The following is a 14,025-nucleotide window of genomic DNA, read 5'->3' as shown; positions in this document are numbered from 1 at the left end:
GTTCCCACCCCGGGGCAGGACAAACGTGGCGGGTCGGACGTATCAGCACTCGGCCAGCCGGACGTGTCCGGTCCGCCCGACCGCCTCCACCTCCCAGCAGCGTCCGAAGGCCCGCACCCGGTCGGCGGCGACCCGCCCGATCTCGGGCGGGATGTCGGGATCGAGCACCAGCCGGCCGTCCACCGGGTTGATGTCGAGCATCGCCCGGACCAGGGCCAGCGGGGTGCCGGTCGCCCACGCCTGCGGGCTGCACGCCGTCGGGTACGGCACGGCGAAGAGCAGCCGCTCCCGGGGGAACCCGCTGATCGCCTCCGGCAGCCGGTGGCCGAACTGCTCCGCCGCCTCCAGCAGGGCCAGGCTGATCCGGTTTGCCTCCGCGCGGTAGCCGTAGCGGGCCATGCCGAGCACCGCGAGCGAGTTGTCGTGCGGCCAGACGGTGCCAAGGTGGTAGCCGAGGGCGTTGTAGAGCCGGTCGTCCCAGGAGAGGGTGCGGATCCCCCAGCCGGAGAACATGTCGTCGGCCATCAGCTGCCGCACGACCGTCCCGGCCCGCTCCGGCGGCACGATCCCGCTCCACAGCAGATGACCCATGCTGGAGGTCTTCGAGTCGATCGGGTTCTTGTCGCCGTCCAGCCCGACGGCGTAGAAGCCGCCCCGCTCGTCGATCCAGTAGTCGCGGTTGAACCGCTCGTACAGCGTGGTGGCGTCGGCGCGCAGCCGGCGGGCGAGGCCGGGGTCGGCGAGCGGGCCGTCGGCCAGCTCGGCCAGCCGCAGCTTCGCGTCGTAGGTGTAGCCCTGCAGGTCGCTGGTGGCGATCGGCAGCACCGGGATGCGGCCGTCGGCGAAGCAGACCCCGTCCGGGGAGTCGCGCCAGCACTGGTTGCCGAGCCCTTCCGGGGAGCGCGTCGCGTACTCGACGTAGCCGTCGTCGTCCCGGTCGCCGTACCGGTCGATCCAGTGCAGCGCGGCGAGCGCGTTGTCACGCAGGAAGCGGACGGTGTCGTCGTCGCCGGTCCACCGCCAGTACTCCGAGAGCAGGATCAGCCAGAGCTGGGTGGCGTCCGCCGAGCCGTAGTACGGCCCGTACGGCTTCAGCCCCGTCCGGGTCAGCTCGCCGCTGCGCACCTCGTGCAGGATCTTGCCGGGCTCCTCGTCGGTGAAGTCGTCGCACGTGTCGCCCTGCAACCGGGCCAGCGCGAGCAGCGCGCCCTTGGCCAGGGCCGGGCCCGCGACCAGCGTCTGGTAGGCGGTGATCAGCGTGTCGCGGCCGAAGACGGAGAGGAACCAGGGCAGGCCGGCGCCGGGGAGCATGATGCGCTGCCCCTTGACCTCCAGGTCCAACCGCAGGGCCGCCAGGTCGTCGCGGGACTTCCGGATCGTCCGTTCCAGGGCCTGGTTGTCGCTGCGCAGCACCGCCCGCCCGATGGTCCAGCGGCGCACCGGGTCGTCGGCCCGCCGGTGGAACACGTCGGCGATGTCGCCCCGGACCGGCTCCACCACCCCCATCCCCGGCGGCAGCGGCACGTGCAGGTCGAGCTGCCACTCCTCGCGGCGGTTCAGGGTGACGTCCCAGACCAGCTCGTCGCCCTCGACCCGGTCGGCGGGCCGGGAACAGCGGACCCGGGTCTCGGCGGCGAAGTCCCCCCGCGCGTAGAAGAAGCACAGCTGCGAGCCGTCCGCCGCGTGGTCGCGGGTGATCTCCGCGGAACGGTCCCGGACCCCGGACTTGACCTCGAACAGGTCCGCGAAGTCGGCGCCCACGGCCAGCCGCAGCTCGAACCGGACCGGCTCCGGCCGGAAGGACACCATCTCCACCCGCTCGTGGAAGCCGTCGCCGACGTAGCGCAGCCGCCGGATGCCCAGGCTATCCGGCGGCAGGTCCGGCTGGGCCGGGTTGGTCAGCACGTACTGGGCCGAGTAGTGGTCGATGGTCTCGGCGCGCAGCACCAGCAGTTGCTCACCGTTGACGGTCAGCACCCAGCCGCTGAGCAGCCGGGTGTCCAGGTGCACCAGGCCGCCGATGCTGCCCGGCGGCACGTCCCCGCAGGGGTCGGAGTACATGAAGGTCGGGCCGCTGAGCACGGCGATGGAGTCCGGGCCCAGCTCGGGCGGCATGGCCCGCTGGTCGCCGCTCTCCCCGGCGGTGGCCCGCAGGCCGGGTGTGGGGTCGGCGGGGGTCGGACGGACGACAGCCATGACTCCACCGTAGGAAGACCGTCGCTGTGCGTCATCACCCGCTCCGGGTGAAGCGGCGCGGGCGAAGCGGCGGACGACCCGTACGAGCGCAGCCGTGCGACCGACAGGCCGGATCACCCGGGGCGGGTGGGCCCACCTCACCCGCCCGGGCGGCACGGTGGTGCTCCACCGCCACCCGAGCGACGGGAGGACAGCGCCATGAGCACACCGATGTCGAACGACCGGCGGCAGCCGATCTACCTGCGGCAGAGCGGTCGTACGCGGCTCACGCCCCGGCAGCGTCGGCGCGTCGAGCACAAGCAGGGGCGGTTCGTGCGCCTCGACGGCCAGCGGCCCGAGGCACGCCGGCCCGGACGCTGACCCGGCGGCCGGTGGCGGTCGTGACCGGCCGCCACCGGCCTACGTACCGGCGGGCGCCGTGATCGCCCACCGTTCGTGGTCGCGCCACGCCCCGTCGATGAACAGGTAGTCCGGCGAGTAGCCCTCCCGCCGGAAACCGAGCTTGCGGGCCACCCGGCGGGACGGCTCGTTGCCCGGCTGGATGTTCGCCTCCAGCCGGTGCAGGCCGAGCGCCTCGAAGGCGTGCCGCACCACCAGGCCGATGCCGGCGGAGGCGTGCCCGGTGCCGCTGTACGGCAGGAAGGCGGCGTAGCCGAGGTAGCCGCCGCGCAGCGCGCCCATGAGGATCCCGCTGATGTTCACGTAGCCGGCGATCGCCCCGGAGTCCCGGTCGCAGATCAGGTAACCGGCGTGGTCCCGACGGCGGATCTTGCGCAGGTACGCGGCGTACCGCGCCGGGTCGTCGGGCGCGGCGAGCCAGGGATGGTGCAGGTCGCGGCTGCGCCGGGCCGCCGCGACGAACTCGGCCTCGTCGTCCGGCCGGGGGCGACGGATGGCGGCCGGTCCCGCCGTACGCAGATATCTCACGGCGAACCACTGTCGCCGTGGTCTGCGCCGTTGTCCAGTCGCTCCCGGGCGCGCCCCGGCCCTCACGGACCCGCGGGAGGGTCCGCCCCGCCGGCGACCCGCTCCACGGTGTAGTGGATGGTCTGGGCGACGATCCAGCCCTGCTCGATGAGGAACGAGTCCGCCCCGTCGCGGACCCGCACGCCCTCGATCCGCGCCGTCCACTCCAGGAACGCTACCCGGCCCTCGACCAGCCGGTTCGTGTACACGTAGCGGGCGCCGGGCAGTTCCTCCTCCAGCAGGCGCGCCAGCTCCCCGACGCCCGCGTGCCCGCGGAACACGCCGCGCCGTTCCAGGACCACGCACGACGGCGAGACGTTGCGCGCCAGGTCCTCCGCGAACCGGTGCTCGGCGGCCAGCCGCAGGTGGTCGTCGAACACCTCCCGCGCCGACCGCGCCCGCAGGGCCTCGTCCGTCACGTCGCCTCCGTCCGGCCCGGCCGCCGGCGTCGGGCCGCCCTCCCCCGCCGTCACAGCGGGCCCGGGTACGGCTGCTCGGCCGGCATCGGCACCCGCAGGAAGGTGGCCCCGCGCAGGTCCAGCCAGGCGTGCCCGGGCGAGCGGACCAGCCGCAGCATCACCTCGGCGCAGTTCGGGCAGCGGCCGACGAGGCCGGGCGCGTGCGGGTAGACCCGCAGGCCGGCCAGCGGGCCGAGCATGCCGCAGTGCTCGCACCGCCCGGCGGCGGTGCTCAGGTCGACGGCGAACAGCTCCCGCAGCGGGCCGTCGAGCATGTTGCCGTCCAGGTACGACGTGTCGGTCATCGGGCGCTCCTCCTCGACGCTCAGCCGGTCGGGCCGAACCGTTCGGTCTTCACCCGCCGGCTCTGGTGGCCGAGCCCGACCAGCACGTCCGCCACCGTCTCGACGAAGCCGGTCGGGCCGCAGACGTAGCAGAGCGGCTCCAGCTCGGGCGGCCAGCCGTGGCTGTTGACGTCGGCCAGCCCGATCCGGTGCGGCTCGCCCCGCCAGCCCGGCGGCGCCTCGCGGGTGTACACGTACGCGACGTCCAGGCCCAGGTCGTCGCGGACCCGGCGGCGCAGCTCGTCGGCGTAGAACACGTCGGCCGGGGTGCGCACCGAGTAGATCAGCCGGAACGGCACCCGGCTGCCGGCGGCGCGGCGGGCCCGGACCATCGCCATCAGCGGCACGACGCCCGACCCGCCGGCCACCAGCAGCACCGGGGCGGTCTCCTCCGGACGCCAGACGAACCAGCCGCCGACCGGGCCGCGCACCTCCACCGGGTCGCCCTCGGCGTAGACGTCGATCAGGTACGGCGACACCTCGCCGTCGGGCACCCGCTGCACGGTCAGCACGATCCGGTCGCCCTCGGCCGGGCCGGCCAGCGAGTACGACCGGGCCGCCTGGTAGCCGTCGGGGGCGGTCAGCCGCACGTCGACGTGCTGCCCGGGCAGGTGCCCCGGCCAGTCGGGCGCCTCCAGCACCAGGGTGTGCGCGGTCGGCGTCTCGACCCGGCGCTCGCACAGCCGGGCCACCCGCCAACGCAGCGGGGCGGTCAATCGCCCTGGTACCGCTGCTCACGCCACGGGTCACCGTAGTCGTGGTAGCCGGCGGTCTCCCAGAACCCGGGCTGGTCCTCCGTGGTGAGCCGGATGCCGCGCACCCACTTGGCGGACTTCCAGAAGTAGAGGTGCGGCACGAGCAGCCGGGCCGGGCCGCCGTGTTCGGCCGGCAGCGGGCCGCCGTCGTAACGGTGCGCGATCCAGGCCCGCCCGCCGCGCAGGTCGGCCAGCGGCAGGTTGGTGGTGTAGCCGCCGTACGAGTGGGCCTGCGCGTACCGGGCGCCGGTGTCGATGCCCTCCAGCAGCGTGTCCAGGGAGACCCCCTGCCAGTCGGTGTTCCGCTTCGACCAGCGGGTGACGCAGTGGATGTCCACCGCCGGGGTCTCCTGGGGCAGCGCCATCAGCTCGTCCCAGCTCCAGCGGAACTCGGCGCCGGACTCGGTGGAGACGACGAACTCCCAGGTCTCCAGCGGCACCCGCGGCGTCGGGCCGGCGGAGAGCACCGGGAAGTCCTGCGTCAGGTACTGCCCCGGCGGCAGGGCCGGCTCCGCGGAGCGGGGCCGGCCCTGGAAGCCCGGTGACACGATTCCCACCCGTCAGTCGTACCACCGGGGCTGCGGCGGCGGGGTGCGGTCGGCCGGACCGCACCGTGACGGGTGACGCCTCAGTTCCGCTCGACCACGATCTCCTTCTCCTTCCCGCCGGCCTTGCTGGTGGCCCGCAGGCTGGTGAGGGTGACGATCACCAGGACGCCGATGATGACGCCCAGGGAGGCGAGGGTCGGGATCTCCGGCACGCCCTTCCAGATGCCGTGCGCCCAGTGCAGGCCGAGCTTGAGGCCGATGAACGCCAGGATGATCGCCAGGCCGTAGCTGAGGTGCACGAGCCGGCTGAGCGCGGCGTGCAGCACGAAGTAGAGCGCCCGCAGCCCCAGCAGGGCGAACGCGTTGGTGGCGAAGACCAGGTACGGGTCCTCGGTGATGCCGTAGACGGCGGGTACGGAGTCGACGGCGAAGACGATGTCCGTGGCGAGCAGCGCGGTCACCACGAGGGCGAACGGGGTGAGCGTCCGCCGGTCGGCGATGCGGACGATCATCTTGGGGCCGTGGTAGTCCTCGGTGACCGGCATGAACCTGCGCAGCAGCCGCACCGAGCGCATCTTGCTGATGTCGACTTCCTGCTCGTGCCCGGTGACGGCGTCGCGCAGCAGCTTCGCCGCCGTGAGCAGCAGGATGATCGCGAAGAGCAGGAAGGCGAAGTCCAGGGTCTGCAGGGCCGCCGCACCGATGGCGATGAACACCGCCCGCAGCAGGAGCGCGCCGGTGATGCCGTAGAGCAGGGCCCGCTGGGCCAGCTCGGCCGGCACCGCGAACGCGGCAAGCAGCAGCATGAAGACGAACAGGTTGTCGACCGAGAGGGACTTCTCGACCAGGTAACCGGTGAGGTACTCCACGCCCTGCTTCGAGCCGAAGCGGGACCAGACCCAGGCGCCGAAGGCCAGCGGCAGGGCGATGTAGAAGGCGGACCAGCCCAGCGCCTCCCGCATCGACACCTCGTGCGGCTTGCGGGTGACCAGGAAGTCCAGCACCAGCAGGGCGATCACGGCGGCGATGGTGACGCCCCACAGCGTGGGGGTGCCGACCGACTGGAGACCGGTGGCAGCAAGATATGGCAAATCGGACATGGAGCCTCCTCGAACACCCTGTCATGTTCGAGGTCTCCTTCACCCACTTTTCGTGGGCAGCCACCCGAGGCGTGCTCCGGGCACGCCGTACTGACCGGGATGGCTCGTGGGAAGTACTCCCCTCGTCGCGACAAGGTTAGGGCAGGCCCGTGGGCTCGGCAAACGGGGCACGCCAGAGCACGCGCGCACGGTGTGGTACCGGCCGTCGAGGGGCTTTCGTCCCAGCTCAGCGGGCGGTGACGGCGGCGAGCACGGTTGCCACGTCGAGGTCGGCCATGCACGCCGGGCCGGCCGCGTCGAGCGGGCAGCGCGCCTCCCACCAGCAGGGCTGCTCGGTGATGGCGGTGGCACGCCGGTACCCGCAGCCGGGCAGGCCCTGGAGGTCGGTGCCGCCCATCCCGTACCGCCGGGCGTCGGTGGGGCCGAACAGCGCCACCGTCGTGGCGCCGGTCGCGGCGGCGAGGCGCACCGGCCCGGTGTCCGGCCCGACCACCACCCCGCCGCGCCGGCCCACCGCCGCGAACTGCCCGGCGAGGGTGGGCAGGTCGGCCCGGGGCAGCGGCACCCCGAGCGGCGCGGCGGGGTCGACCGGGCCGACGGTGAGCACCGGGTGTCCACGCCGGGTCAGGGCGCCGGCCAGCCCCCGCCAGTGCCGGTCCGGCCAGCGCTTGACCGCCATTCCGGCGTCGGTGACGAGCACCACCGGCGACGCGAGGGGCTCCCCCACCAGCCGGGCCACCGCCCGCTCCCCCGCGCGCCGGGCCTCGTCGCCCAGGTGCACCCGGGGCCGGGCGGCCCGGTCGGCCGCGCCGAGCAGTCCTTCGGCGCGGAGGATCTCCAGGTAGCGGTCGCCGACCGGCTGCTCCGGCGGCGGGCCGCGCCACAGGTTCGTCACGGCCCGCCCGGCCCCGGCCTCGAGCAGCTCGGGGATGCCGTCGTAGCGGGTGGTGGTGACCGCCAGGTCCGGCCGGGAGGCCGCGAGGGCCTCGACGACCGCGTCCCGCTCGGCGCCCGGCCGGCCGTGCCGGGGGGTGCGCACCTCGGCGACCGCCGGGTCGGCGCGCACCAGCTCCGCCCCGGGATCGTGGGTGAGCACCCGCAGTCGCGCGCCGGGGTTGCGGCGGGCCAGGCCGTGCATCGCCGGCAGCAGCATCAGCAGGTCGCCGATCCCGCCGAGCAGGTCGACCACCAGGATGTCCGCGTACCGGTCAGGCATCCGCGCGCCCCAGGGTCCGGGCGTAGAGGTCACGGTGCGCGGCGGCGACCCTCGGCCAGGAGTATGCGGCGGCGAAGGCCCGCCCGCGCTCGGCGAGCCGGCGGCGCAGCACCGGGTCGGCGAGCAGCCTGCCGACGGTACGCGCGACCGCCGCGCTGTCCCGGCGGGCGCCGATCACCGCCACCGCGCCGCTGCGCCGCAACCCGTCGTCGCCGGCGTCGGACTGCGTCACCGCGGTCGGCACGCCGTGCGCGAGCGCGGCGAGCAGGGCCCCGCTCTTCGTGCTCACCCCCGTGGTGAACGGCAGCACCGCCACGTCGGCGGCGTGCAGCGCGGCGGAGACCCCGTCGGCGGGCAGGTGCCCGGTGAACGTCACCGCGTCGGCCACCCCGCACCGCCCGGCCAGCCCGGTCAGCTCGGCGCGGAACGCCCGCGCCTCCCGCTCGGGCAGCGCCTGGGAGGTGAACCCGCCGACCACCAGCAGCCGCAGGTCCGGGTGGTCGCGCCGCAGCTCGGGCAGCGCCTCGATGAGGTACCGCAGTCCCTTCACCGGATGCACGAAACCGAAGAAGGCCAGCAGCGGCGCACCCTCCGGCAGGCCCAGCTCCGCCCGCAGGCGCAGCCCCGCGGTGGACGCGCCGACGTGGTCGACGACGTTCGGGGCGATCGGGATGTGCGTGGCCCGCCGGCCGGTACGCGCGTGGACCACGTCGCCGTGGCCGGGGTTCGTGACGATCACGGCCGTGCTGGCGGGCACCAGCCGGCCGGACTCCCGGTCCCAGCAGCGGGCCCGTTCCACCGCCGACCAGAGCCGCCCCGGCAGCCAGCCGGGGCAGGCCCACCAGCCGTACTCGTGCAGGGTGGTGACCAGCGGCACCCGCCGGGGCAGCCGCCACGGCAGCAGTCCGGGCTGCCCCGAGAACCGGTACGCCGACGGGGCGAACTGCACGTGCACCACGTCGGGGGCCAGCTCGCGGACCCGGCGGGCGGCCCGAGCGGTGGCGGCCCGCCAGCGTCCCCGGTCGGCGTCGGGGCGCACCGGCACCGGGGTCACCTCGACCCCGACGCCGTCGAGCGCCTCGACCAGGTGCGTCACGTAGTCGCTGACGCCGTCGGCGTCGGGCCGACCGGGACCGTGCAGCATCGCCACCCTGATCCGGTCGTCGGCCACGCCACCTCCCGCTTCTCGGCCGGCGGGTTCCCGACCCCTTACGACGCAAACGCGCCTCGCCTATGGTGTGCCGATGACCGAGGACGTCCCGGCCGGCCCGCTGGCCGGCGTGCGGGTGATCGAGCTGGCCGGCATCGGTCCCGGCCCGTTCGCCGCGATGATGCTGGCCGACCTGGGCGCGGACGTGGTCCGGGTGGACCGGGCCACGGACGTCGACCCGGACGCCTTCGGCACCCCGCACCCGGACCTGCTCAACCGGGGACGCCGCTCGATCGGGGTCGACCTGAAGTCCCCCGGCGGCCGGGAGGTGGTGCTGGCCCTGGTCGCCGGCGCCGACGCGCTGATCGAGGGGTTCCGCCCGGGAGTCACCGAGCGACTCGGCGTCGGCCCGGCGGACTGCCTCGCGGCGAATCCCCGGCTGGTGTACGGGCGGATGACCGGCTGGGGGCAGGACGGGCCGGCGGCGCCGTACGCGGGGCACGACATCGACTACCTGGCGTTGACGGGCGCGCTGCACGGCATCGGCCGGGCCGGCGAGCGCCCGGTGCCGCCGATGAACCTGCTCGGCGACTTCGGCGGCGGCGGCATGATGCTCGCCCTCGGCCTGGTCTCCGCCCTGTACGCGGTGCGCGGCGGCGCGCGGGGGCAGGTGGTCGACGCGGCCATCGTCGACGGAGTGGCGGTGCTCAGCACCCAGATCCACGCGCTGCGCCGGCTCGGCATGTGGCAGGACCCGCGCGGGGTGAACCTGCTCGACGGTGGCGCCCCCTTCTACGACACCTACGAGTGCGCCGACGGCCGGTACCTGGCGGTCGGCGCGCTGGAGCCGCGGTTCTACGACGAACTCGTCCGGCGCACCGGCTTCCCGCTGGCCCCGGACGAGGCGCCGGACCGCACCGACCCGGCGAACTGGCCGGCGCTGCGCCGGTCGTGGGCACGGCTGTTCCGCACCCGGACCAGGGACGAGTGGACGGCGCTGCTCGGCTCCTCGGACGCCTGCGTGGCGCCGGTGCTGGACTGGCGGGAGGCGCCGGAGCACCCGCACCTGGCCGCGCGGGGCACCTTCGTGGAGCGGGACGGGGTCACCCAGCCGGCCCCGGCGCCCCGTTTCTCGGGCACCCCCACCGCGCTGCGCCGCCCCCCGCCCCAGCAGGGCGAGCACACCGATGAGCTGCTGGCCGGGGCGGGCTTCGCCCCGGAGCGGGTCGCCGCCCTGCGCGCCGCCGGCGCCGTCGCCTGAGGCGGCGTACCACCACGGCCGGCGCGTGCGGGCGGTGCCGCTACGGTCCGGTTCCCACCGCGGCCTCGGTCGTCACGGCCGGCGCCGCCCGGCGGGCGGCACGGTCAGGAGCGGCGCAGGGTCGCGCCCGGCGCCATCGCGGGCTCGACCATGTCCCGGAAGTCGCGCGGGAGCTGAACCACCACGTCGTCGAACTCGCCGCCGCTGATCGCCTCGCGCAGGGTGACGAAGACCGCCCGGGCGGCGTCGCGCGCCGCCGGTTCGGTCACGCCGGCCCGCACGGCGACGCGGGCGACGAACTCGGCCGCGCCGAACCGCTCCGCCGACTCGGTGCGCGGGCTCGGCTTCAGCACGAGCTGCAACGGCCTGGGCAGCTGCGCGGCCAGGTCCAGCACCTCCCCACCGGTCAGCCGCTCGGCGAGGGTCTCCAGCGTCGCCCGGGTCAGCGCCACCGCCTGCTCCGAGGAGGTACGGGTGCGCTGGGCGACCTGGTCGACGAAGGTGTCGTAGTTCATCCGGGGCTCCTTGAGGCTGCGTCGGGGCCTGCGCGTACCCGCCGACGCGGCCGGGAAACGACGGGGATTTCCGCGCGGGACGGCGCGTGACGGCCCGCCGGGCGGGTAACCGCCGCCGGTCGTGACCGGATCGATGCCCCGGAGGAGCCGACACCATGGCGAGTTACGCCGACGTGCTGCAGTACCTGTCGAGCCTGGACTACCCGGCCGAGAAGGACGACGTGGTACGCGAGGCCGAACGGGAGGGCGCCCCGCCGGACGTACTGCGGGCGTTGCGGGCCCTGCCGCCGGTCGACTACGCCAACGGTAACGAGGTGGCCCGCTCCGCGGGCATCGAGGCCGCCCCGGAGGTCGGCCCCGCGCAGCGGGCGGCGCAGGCCCGGGAGCGGCACCAGCGCGTGTCGCAGCACCTGCGCGGCATCTGAGCCTTGCCGTCTCGGGCCAGCAGCGTGCCCGGCCCGGGCGCTCGCGGGCCGGGCGTTCCCGGACCGGGCGTTCCCGGACCGGGCGTTCCCGGACCGGGCGCTCGCGGGCCGGAGCGTGGCGCCCGCGCCGGGCGGGCCCGCGCCGGTGACGGGTGACGACGCGCGGGCCGGTCGGGCACACCCCGGCCGCGGTCCAGCTCACCGTGATGGGCGCGATCGGCCTGCTGGTCGGCGGGCTCACCGCGCTGGCCGCCACGCCGGCGCTGGCGCCGCTGGCCGGGTGGGACGCCGCGGCGCTGAGCTGGCTGGTGCTGGTCTGGCACAAGCTGTGGCCGATGGACGCGCGGCGGACGGCCCGACTGGCGGTGTACGAGGACCCGAACCGGGCCGCGCGTGACGCGCTGCTGCTCGCCGCCTGCCTGGCCAGCCTGCTGGCCGTCGGTGTCGTGGTGACCAGCGCGCACGGGGCGCCCGCCACGGCTGCCCGCAACGTCTACGGCGGCCTGGGCGTGCTGAGCGTGCTGCTGTCCTGGCTGGTGGTGCACACCGTGTTCGCCGCCCGGTACGCGCGGATCTACTACACCGGGCCGGACGGTGGGATCGACTTCAACCAGTCGGAGCCGCCCCGCTACTCGGACTTCGCCTACGTGGCGTTCACCGTCGGGGCGACCTTCCAGGTCTCCGACACGTCGCTGACCAGCAACGAGATGCGCCGGACGGCACTGCGACACTCGATGGTGTCGTACCTGTTCGGGGCGTTCATCATCGCGGTCACGGTGAACCTGCTGGCCGGCCTGGCGAGATGAGCCGGCGCCCGGGTGAGGTGGTGAACTGGGCCGGCGTCCGGCGGAGTGCCGGACAGGCGGGCGCCCCCGTCGCGAACCGCGACCGGGGCGCCACACAGAACCTGTCCGGTGGCCGGTCGGGCCCGAACCGGGCCGCGACCACCAGGCTGTCGATGTACGCCCGAACCGGGCGGGCATCAGTGCCGCGACCATCATACGATGGAACATCACCCGTTCGGACGATTACGAAGGAAGTGTGGGCCAGCCCACCACGGCGTCAGGCGGTCAACTCCGCGTACCGCTTCTCCAGGTCGACCCGGGCCAGCGCCCCGACCAGCCAGGCCAGGCGCTCGGACTCCCCGCTGCCGGCCAGGCCCGCCAGGTCGTCGGCGGAGCGGCCCAGCCCCAGCCGACGGGCCGCGACGAGCGCCCTCCGGTCGGCCACCGGCGCCACCTCCCGCCACAGCGCCTGGGCCTCGCGCAGGAACAGGTCGACCACCGTGGCGTCGACCCCGGGCAGCTCGGTGAGTAGTTCGCGCTCCCGGGCAGGGTCGTGGTGGGCCACCGCGCGCAGCCGGCGCAGATCGCCCCGGTAGCGCTCCACCACGGCGCGGGCCAGGTCGCCGAGCGTGTCGGCGAGCGCGTCGACGTCGCCGCGTTGGCCGCTGTCGCGCAGCACGCGTACCCGGTCGCCGTGCAGGGACCGGGCCAGCCGGGCGGCGCTGTCCCAGCCCGCGGCGGGCAGGGCATGCGCGCTGTCCACGGCCCGCCGGAAGTCACCCCGGCGGGCCAGCAGCACGGCGAGGCAGAGCACCTGGAACAGGCTCGACGGGTTGTTGACGACCCGGAAGCCGTACTGCTCGGCGAAGCCGCGCCCACTGCCGGCGAGCCGGCGTACCAGGCGTTTCCTGTCCTCGACGCTTGAAGTGGCTGTGGTCGGCATGCCGGCGACTACCCGCGCCGCGCCCGGCCACGCCTGCCTGCCTCAGCCGTGCAGCCCGCCGCTGCGGTCGCGCGCCTTGAGGCGGGTGGTCGGCAGTGCCGGGGCGGGCAACGGCGGGGCGGGATCGTCGGCGACGACGCCGAAACGCCGCCCGGCCATCCAGTCCTCCCGCGCGGCGGCCACCTCCTCGTGCGAGCGGCCCACGAAGTTCCACCACATGACCAGCGGCTCCTCGAACGGAGCCCCGCCGAGCAGCAGCAGCCGGCTCCCCGGCGCGCCCGTCAGGGTGAGCCGCTCCCGGCCGGCGCCGAGATAGAGCAGCGCCCCGGGGGCGAAGCGCACCCCGTCGACCTCGGCGGCGCCGGACATGGCCAGCAGCCCGTACTCGAAGTCGGGCCGCAGCGGCAGCGTGGCCGGCGCGGGCCCGCGCAGCTCCACCTGCGCGCCCAGCAGCGGGGTGTACGTCAGGGCCGGGGACCGCTCGCCCGCGAGTTCGCCGACCAGCAGGGTGACGTCCAGTTCGCCGTCGCGCCAGCGCGGCAGGTCGGCGTGGTGGGCGAAGTCGGCGGCCCCGGCGCGGGCCGGGTCCGGCAGCGCGACCCAGAGCTGCACGCCGTGCATCAGTGGCGGATGCCGCTCGGGCGACCGCTCGGAGTGCGCGATGCCGTGCCCCGAGGTCATCACGTTGAGCTGGCCGGGGCGGATCGGCTGGACGTTGCCCAGGCTGTCCCGGTGCAGGATCTCCCCGTCGAGCAGCCAGGTCACGGTCTGCAGACCGGTGTGCGGATGCGGCGGCACCTCCATGCCGGGCCGCTCGGCCACGTCGTCCGGACCGAAGTGGTCCACGAAGCACCAGGCGCCGACCATCCGCCGCTGCCGCTGTGGGAGCAGCCGACGAACGGTCGTGTAGCGACCCAGCGGCACGTCGTGGCCCGGCAGCAGGACGCTGCCGGGATCGGCGGTGGCCACGCCGGGTGGTCGGGTCTCCGCGGGCATCTTCTCGGTACGCTCCACCGCCCGACTGTACGCCCGGACAGGACCCGAACCCGTCGGTCGCCCCACCGTCCAGTCGGCTCCGACTCCGACGCCGGCTCCGACGCCGGCTCGGCCCGTCGCCGCATGACCGTGGCCGTGCGTTCGCTGGTCCGTGCGTTCCGGCTCGGCCCGTCGCCGCATGCCCATGGCCGTGCATTCGCTGGGCTGTGCATTCGCTGGGCCGTGCGTTCGCTGGGCCGTACGTTCGCTGGGCCGTGCGTCCGCTGGGCCGATCCGGCGACGCCGGGACCCCGGACATGCCGCTGGCCGGCACCCCGGGTGGGGTGCCGGCCAGCGGCGTTCATGTCTTGCTGTCAGCTGTTCCAGT

Annotated in this window: 16 protein-coding genes; 4 read left to right on the top strand and 12 right to left on the bottom strand. The window is 75.0% G+C overall.

Annotation, left to right across the window (positions count from 1 at the left end):
• Nucleotides 1-42: 42 nt before the first annotated feature.
• Nucleotides 43-2,196, bottom strand: a complete 2,154-nt coding sequence (locus tag ACLQ22_RS27655) for a glycogen debranching N-terminal domain-containing protein (RefSeq protein WP_425694878.1) — start codon at nt 2,194-2,196, stop codon at nt 43-45.
• A gap of 198 nt (nt 2,197-2,394) precedes the next feature.
• Here ACLQ22_RS27655 and ACLQ22_RS27650 point away from each other — a divergent pair, with 198 nt between their 5' ends.
• Nucleotides 2,395-2,556, top strand: coding sequence for a hypothetical protein (locus ACLQ22_RS27650; RefSeq protein ID WP_158619026.1), 162 nt, complete (start codon nt 2,395-2,397; stop codon nt 2,554-2,556).
• A 39-nt stretch (nt 2,557-2,595) separates the two neighbouring features.
• Here ACLQ22_RS27650 and ACLQ22_RS27645 read toward each other — a convergent pair whose 3' ends face one another.
• From ACLQ22_RS27645 to ACLQ22_RS27610, 8 genes are all read right to left on the bottom strand, one after another.
• Nucleotides 2,596-3,123, bottom strand: coding sequence for a GNAT family N-acetyltransferase (locus ACLQ22_RS27645; protein ID WP_425694877.1), 528 nt, complete (start codon nt 3,121-3,123; stop codon nt 2,596-2,598).
• Between the two features lie 62 nt (nt 3,124-3,185).
• The gene (locus tag ACLQ22_RS27640) at nt 3,186-3,581 is read right to left on the bottom strand and encodes a hypothetical protein (RefSeq protein ID WP_425694876.1); all 396 of its coding nucleotides are present in this window, start codon (nt 3,579-3,581) and stop codon (nt 3,186-3,188) included.
• Between the two features lie 50 nt (nt 3,582-3,631).
• Entirely contained in the window at nt 3,632-3,925 is a 294-nt protein-coding gene (locus ACLQ22_RS27635; protein ID WP_425694875.1) for a DUF6510 family protein, read from the bottom strand.
• 20 nt (nt 3,926-3,945) lie between these two features.
• Complete coding sequence (locus tag ACLQ22_RS27630) at nt 3,946-4,680, bottom strand: ferredoxin reductase (RefSeq protein ID WP_425694874.1); 735 nt, start codon at nt 4,678-4,680, stop codon at nt 3,946-3,948.
• Complete coding sequence (locus tag ACLQ22_RS27625; RefSeq protein ID WP_425694969.1) at nt 4,677-5,267, bottom strand: sulfite oxidase-like oxidoreductase; 591 nt, start codon at nt 5,265-5,267, stop codon at nt 4,677-4,679. The genes ACLQ22_RS27630 and ACLQ22_RS27625 overlap by 4 nt, the downstream gene beginning before the upstream one ends.
• Nucleotides 5,268-5,347: 80 nt before the next feature.
• On the bottom strand, nt 5,348-6,367 hold the full coding sequence (locus ACLQ22_RS27620) for a TerC/Alx family metal homeostasis membrane protein (RefSeq protein WP_425694873.1): 1,020 nt from the start codon (nt 6,365-6,367) through the stop codon (nt 5,348-5,350).
• Nucleotides 6,368-6,593: 226 nt separating this feature from the next.
• Nucleotides 6,594-7,583, bottom strand: a complete 990-nt coding sequence (locus tag ACLQ22_RS27615) for a glycosyltransferase family 9 protein (RefSeq protein WP_425694872.1) — start codon at nt 7,581-7,583, stop codon at nt 6,594-6,596.
• Nucleotides 7,576-8,754 carry a glycosyltransferase family 4 protein gene (locus ACLQ22_RS27610; protein ID WP_425694871.1) on the bottom strand — a complete coding sequence of 393 codons (1,179 nt, stop codon included), beginning with the start codon at nt 8,752-8,754 and terminating at the stop codon, nt 7,576-7,578. The genes ACLQ22_RS27615 and ACLQ22_RS27610 overlap by 8 nt, the downstream gene beginning before the upstream one ends.
• 73 nt (nt 8,755-8,827) lie before the next feature.
• On the opposite strand from ACLQ22_RS27610, the gene ACLQ22_RS27605 reads away from it, so the two are divergent.
• A complete protein-coding gene (locus tag ACLQ22_RS27605) occupies nt 8,828-9,994 on the top strand; it encodes a CaiB/BaiF CoA transferase family protein (protein ID WP_425694870.1) in 1,167 nt (388 codons plus the stop codon).
• Nucleotides 9,995-10,098: 104 nt separating this feature from the next.
• Here the strand turns inward: ACLQ22_RS27605 and ACLQ22_RS27600 are convergent, their stop codons facing one another.
• A complete protein-coding gene (locus ACLQ22_RS27600; protein ID WP_121397873.1) occupies nt 10,099-10,509 on the bottom strand; it encodes a DUF2267 domain-containing protein in 411 nt (136 codons plus the stop codon).
• A gap of 155 nt (nt 10,510-10,664) precedes the next feature.
• Here ACLQ22_RS27600 and ACLQ22_RS27595 point away from each other — a divergent pair, with 155 nt between their 5' ends.
• Together ACLQ22_RS27595 and ACLQ22_RS27590 are read left to right on the top strand one after the other, a co-directional pair.
• Nucleotides 10,665-10,934, top strand: coding sequence for a DUF2795 domain-containing protein (locus ACLQ22_RS27595; protein ID WP_121397872.1), 270 nt, complete (start codon nt 10,665-10,667; stop codon nt 10,932-10,934).
• A 152-nt stretch (nt 10,935-11,086) separates the two neighbouring features.
• Entirely contained in the window at nt 11,087-11,740 is a 654-nt protein-coding gene (locus tag ACLQ22_RS27590) for a DUF1345 domain-containing protein (RefSeq protein ID WP_425694869.1), read from the top strand.
• A 256-nt stretch (nt 11,741-11,996) separates the two neighbouring features.
• Here the strand turns inward: ACLQ22_RS27590 and ACLQ22_RS27585 are convergent, their stop codons facing one another.
• Both ACLQ22_RS27585 and ACLQ22_RS27580 read right to left on the bottom strand, forming a co-directional pair.
• A complete protein-coding gene (locus tag ACLQ22_RS27585) occupies nt 11,997-12,662 on the bottom strand; it encodes a hypothetical protein (RefSeq protein WP_425694868.1) in 666 nt (221 codons plus the stop codon).
• Between the two features lie 42 nt (nt 12,663-12,704).
• Nucleotides 12,705-13,676, bottom strand: coding sequence for a pirin family protein (locus tag ACLQ22_RS27580; RefSeq protein ID WP_425694867.1), 972 nt, complete (start codon nt 13,674-13,676; stop codon nt 12,705-12,707).
• Between the last annotated feature and the right edge of the window lie 349 nt (nt 13,677-14,025).

Source organism: Micromonospora sp. DT178 (assembly GCF_049841695.1).
Taxonomy (GTDB): domain Bacteria; phylum Actinomycetota; class Actinomycetes; order Mycobacteriales; family Micromonosporaceae; genus Micromonospora.
The sequence above is the reverse complement of the archived record's forward strand: the minus strand, read 5'-3'. Positions and strand labels throughout refer to the sequence as shown.